General features: G+C 77.3%; 2 protein-coding genes. Both read right to left on the bottom strand.

Translation table 11 applies throughout. The features are described from left to right. Nucleotides 1-789, bottom strand: a 789-nt coding sequence (locus tag IEZ20_RS39265; RefSeq protein ID WP_189307918.1) for a beta-ketoacyl synthase N-terminal-like domain-containing protein, incomplete at its 3' end; no start/stop codon positions are given. 38 nt (nucleotides 790-827) lie between these two features. Continuing rightward, on the bottom strand, nucleotides 828-5,407 hold a 4,580-nt coding region (locus IEZ20_RS39260), incomplete at its 5' end, for a type I polyketide synthase (RefSeq protein WP_189307916.1).

Here is a 5,407-nt window from a genome sequence, read left to right as displayed (position 1 = left end):
GCCGGTGCCGTCGGCGGCGGCGGCGAAGGGTTTGCAGCGTCCGTCCGCCGCGAGCCCGCCCTGCCGGGCGAACTCCACGAACACGCCCGGCGTCGACATGACCGTCACACCGCCGGCCAGGGCGAGGGAGCACTCGCCCGAGCGCAGGGCGTGGGCGGCCTGGTGGACCGCGACGAGGGAGGAGGAGCAGGCGGTGTCCACCGTCACCGCGGGCCCCTCCAGGCCGAACGTGTAGGCGAGGCGGCCCGAGGCCACACTGCCGGCACTGCCGTTGCCCAGGTAGCCCTCCACCTCCTTCGGGGCGCGCACCACGCGGCTGCCGTAGTCGCTGTACATCACCCCGAGGAAGACCCCCGTCGGGCTGCCGCGCAGCGCCTCCGGGGTGAGGCGGGCCCGTTCGAAGGCCTCCCAGGCGATCTCCAGCAGGATCCGCTGCTGCGGGTCCATCGCCAGCGCCTCACGCGGACTGATCCCGAAGAACTCCGGGTCGAAGTCCGCGCAGTCGTGGAGGAACCCGCCGGGCCTCGGCCGGCCGGTCTCGTCGGCCGCCAGCCGGGCGAGGTCCCAGCCGCGGTCGGCGGGCGGCTCCGCCAGCGCGTCCCGGCCCTCGGCGACCAGCTCCCACAGCTCCTCGGGGCTGGTGACACCGCCGGGGAACCGGCAGGCCATGCTCACCACGGCGATCGGCTCCCGCGCCCGCGCCTCCACCTCCTCCAGACGGGCCCGGGTCCGCTGCCCCTCCTCGACCGCGCGCTTCAGATAGGCGCGCAGCTTCGTCTCATCCGCCATGCGTTCCACACCTTTCAGTCAGCCGGCACGACGGCGCGTCAGTCGGCGGTGCCGAACCCGTTGTCCACCAGGTCGAACAGTTCTTCGTCGGTGGCCTCGTCGAGCGCGGGCCGCAGGTCCGCCGCGCCGGCTGCGGCCAGTTCGGCGAGCAGGTCCGTCAGCCGTTCCACCGCCCGACGCCGCGTGTCGTCGTCCTCCCGCGTGCCGCGCAGGGCGGAAGCCAGGCGGTCCAGATCGGTGAGCACGGACCCCGCCGCTTCCGGCGGGGCCAGCAGGTCGCCGAGCCGGCCGGCGACCGCGAGCGGCGTCGGGTGGTCGAAGACGAGCGTGGTCGGCAGCCGCAGCCCGGTGGCGGCGGCGAGCCGGTTGCGCAGCTCCACCGCGGCCAGCGAGTCGAAGCCCAGGTCCACGAAGCCGCGTCCCTCCGGCACGGCGTCCGCCGACGCGTGCCCCAGCACCGAGGCGGCCGTGGCGCGGACGAGGCCGAGCAGCACCTGTGCGCGTTCGGCCCCGGGCAGCGCGTCGAGACCGGTGAGCACGGGCGCCCCGGTCCCGGTGCCGCCTCCGGTGGCCGTCCCCGTCCGCGCCGCGGGGGCGAGGTCGCGCAGGACCGGCCGGACCGCCCCGGCCGCGGCCTGCTCCCGCAGGGCCCCGGTGTCGAGCAGCAGCGGTACGAGCACCGCCTCGCCGGACCCCAGTGCCCCGTCGAGGAGGGCGAGGCCCTGCTCGACGGAGAGGGGACGCGTCCCGGAGCGCGCGATGCGGGCGACGTCCGCGTCCGACAGGTGGCCGGTCATGCCGCTGCGCCGCTCCCAGAAGCCCCAGGCCAGGGACGTACCGGGCAGGCCGCTCGCCCGGCGGCGCAGGGCCAGCGCGTCCAGGGCCGCGTTCGCCGCGGCGTAGACCGCCTGCCCGGCCGTGCCGAGGGTCCCGGAGGCCGAGGAGAACAGCACGAACGCCGCCAGGTCCAGATCGCGGGTCAGCGCGTCCAGGTGCAGGGCCGCGTCGACCTTCGGCCGGGTGACCCGCTCCAGCTGCTCCGGGGTCGCGGCGGTCACCACCGCGTCGTCGAGGGCACCGGCCGCGTGGATCACCGCCGACACCGGGGCGCCGCCGCCGGCGAGATCCGCGAACAGCGCCGCCAGCGCGTCCCGGTCGGTCACGTCGCAGGCGACCGCCCGTACCGTGGCGCCCTGGCCGGACAGTTCGGCCACCAGCTCCGGCGCCCCGGGGGCCGCGTCGCCCTGACGGCTGACCAGCAGCAGCCGCCGGACCCCGTGCGCGTCCACCAGGTGCCGGGCCACCACGGCGCCGAGGGTGCCGGTACCGCCCGTGATCAGCACGGTGCCGTCGCCGAACGCCGGCGCACCGGCACCGGACGGCTCCGCGCGGTGCGTGTGCAGGCGGGGCACGTGCACCTTGCCCGCCCGCACCGCGCACTGGGGTTCGCCGGCGGTCAGGGCCGCGGCGAGCTGTCCGGCGGCGGGACGGGTGGGGTCGACGTCGGCCAGGACCAGCCGCCCGGGGTGTTCGGTCTGCGCCGAGCGCACCAGCCCCCAGACGGCGGCGCCCGCGAGGTCCGGGACGTCCGACGGGTGCGCGGGCACGGCCCGCCGGGTGACGAACACCAGCCGGGCCTCCGCGTACCGGTCGTCGCCGAGGAACTCCCGAAGGAGGGCCAGTGCCCAGGCGGAGGCCTGCCGTACGGCGTCCGCACCGGCGCCTGCGGGATCCGCGCCGTGTGCCGTGGGGTGGGGGCCGGCGCTTGTGGGGTTCGGGCCGTGTGCCGTGGGGTTGGGGCCGGCGCTTGTGGGGTTCGGGCCGTGTGCCGTGGGGTTGGGGCCGGCGCTTGTGGGGTTCGGGCCGTGTGCCGTGGGGTTGGGGCCGGCGCTTGTGGGGTTCGGGCCGGGTGCCGTGGGGTTGGGGCCGGCGCTTGTGGGGTTCGGGCCGGGTGCCGTGGGGTTGGGGCCGGCGCCTGCGGGATCCGCGCCGGGTGCCGAGGGGTTGGGGCCGGCGCTTGTGGGGTCAGCGCCGTCTGTCGCGGGGTACGCGCCGTCTGCCGTGGTGTCCGCGGCGTCTGTCGCGGGGCCCGGCGGCCAGAACGCGACGATCGTGTCCGGCCGGGCGGCACCCGCGTCCAGGCTCTCGGTCAGCGCGCCGAGGGAGGCGTGGTGCACCGTCTCCGCCAGGAGGTCCGGGCCGGCGCCGGTCCCGGCGGACCCGAGCAGCGCCCAGCGGCCGGCCGCCGGCCGGTCCGCCGGGGCCGCGGCCGGCGCCACGGGCCAGGCGAGCCGCAGCAGCCCGCCGTCCCGTCCCGGGCGGGCGGAGGCGAGACGCGCGGGATCCACCGGCCGCAGGGCGAGCGAGCCGACCGTGGCCACCGGGTTCCCGGCCCGGTCGGACAGGGCGACGGACACGCTGTCCCGGCCGGTGGGCGTCACACGGACCCGCAGTGCCGTGGCGCCCGGGGTGTGCAGGCGGACGTCGCTCCAGGAGAACGGAAGCAGCGTGCGCTGGTCCCGGGGCGCCTCCGACCGGTCGCCGTCCGGCAGGGAGACGGCGTGCAGGGCCGCGTCCAGCAGGGCCGGGTGCAGGCCGAACAGCGCGGCACCGGCCGGCTGCCCCGCGTCCGGTTCCACCTCGGCGAAGACCGAACCGCCGGCCCGCCAGGCGGCGCGCAGCCCCTGGAAGGCGGGCCCATAGCCGTATCCCCGTTCGGCCAGCCGGGCGTAGTGGCCGCGGACCTCGACCGGGGTGGCACCGGGCGGCGGCCAGGCCTCCCTGTCCCGGGGCGCCGGTTCGCCGTCCGGGGCGAGCAGTCCGGTCGCGTGGGTCGTCCAGGGCGCGTCGTCCTCGTCCCGCGCGTACACGCCGACGGTCCAGCCGTCCCCGTCGTCCTGCCGCCGGGCCACCACCTGGACCGTCACACCGCCGTCCGCCGGCAGCGCGAGCGGAGCCTGCACGGTCAGGTCCCGGACCTGCCGGTGTCCGGTGAGTTCGCCCGCGCGCAGGGCGAGTTCGAGGAACGCGGTGCCGGGCAGCAGGACGGTGCCGTGCACCGTGTGGTCGGCCAGCCAGGGATGCGTGCGCACCGACAGCCGCCCGGTCAGCACCAGCGAGTCACCGGTCGCCGCCGGGACGGCCGCGTCGACCAGCGGATGGCCGTCGGCCTCCACCCCGCTGACCACGGCTCCCGCCGCGGTGGGCCGGTCGTCCAGCCAGTAGCTCCGCCGCTGGAAGGCGTAGGTCGGCAGCTCGGCCCGGCGCCCCCGGCGGCCGTCGAACGCCGGGGTCCAGTCGACCGGGACGCCCTCCACCCACAGGGCGGCCGCCGCCTTCAGGAAGCCGGCGGGGCCCGCGTCGTCGCGGCGCAGCGATCCGGTGACGAGGGCGTCCGCCGCCTCGGCGTGGTCCATCGTCTCCTGCACCGGCACCACGAGCACGGGGTGCGGGCTGACCTCCAGGAAGACGTCGTAGCCCTGCCGGGCCAGCGCGTCGGTGACCTCCGCGAGCCGCACCGGGCGGCGCAGGTTCTCGTACCAGTACGCGGCCCCCAGACCGGCGTCCGTGACGAGGTCGCCGGTGACGGTCGAGCGGAACGCCGTGTGGGGCGGGGCGGGTTCGATGTCCCGCAGCGCGGTGAGCAGGGTGTCGCGCACCTCCTCGACCTGGGCCGAGTGGGAGGCGTAGTCCACGGGGACGCGCCGGGCCCGCGTCCCCTCGGCGGCACAGTGGTCCAGCAGTTCCCGCAGCGCCCCGGTCTCGCCGGACACCACCACGGACGACGGACTGTTGACGGCCGCGACCGACAGCCGGCCGTCCCAGCGGGCCAGGAGCCGCGCGGCATCGGCCTCGCCCAGGGCCACGGTCGCCATGCCGCCGCGTCCGGCCAGCGCCCGCAGCGCCTGGCTGCGGACGGCCACCACGCGCGCCGCGTCCCGCAACGACAGCGCGCCCGCCACGCACGCGGCGGCGATCTCGCCCTGCGAGTGGCCCACGACGACGTCCGGTTCCACGCCCGTCGCCCGCCACAGCGCGCTGAGCGACACCATCACCGCGAACAGCGCCGGCTGCACGATGTCCACCCGCTCCAGCCAGTCCGGCTCCGCCGTGCCGCGCAGCACGGCGAGCAGGTCCCAGTCCACGTACGGCGCGAGGGCGGCCGCGCACTCCTCCAGGGAGCGGCGGAACACCGGTGCGGAGTCCAGCAGTCCGGCGGCCATCCCGGCGAACTGCGCGCCCTGGCCCGGAAAGACGAACACGGTCTTCGGCCGCGCCCCTGAGGAGAGCCGCTCGTCCGGGATCCGGCCCGTGACGACGGCCGGCGACTGCTCGCCACGGGCCAGCGCCGCGAGGCCCTCCGTGAGACCGTCCCGGCCGGGTGCCACCACGACGGCACGGTGCGCGAAGACGGACCGGGTGGTCACCAGCGCGTGCCCGATGTCCGCCGCCGTCACGTCCCCGTGGGAGCGCGCGTACGACAGCAGGCGCGCCGCCTGCGCCTGGAGGGCCTGCCCCGTCACGGCGGAGACCGGCCACGGCACCACGGCCGGCTCCGGCCCGTCGTTCTCGCGGTCGTTGTTGGTGTCGGGGGTGGGGGGTGCTTGTTCGAGGATGA

It is taken from the genome of Streptomyces cinerochromogenes (assembly GCF_014648635.1).
In the GTDB taxonomy this organism is placed as follows: Bacteria; Actinomycetota; Actinomycetes; order Streptomycetales; family Streptomycetaceae; genus Streptomyces; species Streptomyces cinerochromogenes.
This window is presented reverse-complemented; position numbering and strand designations above follow the sequence as displayed.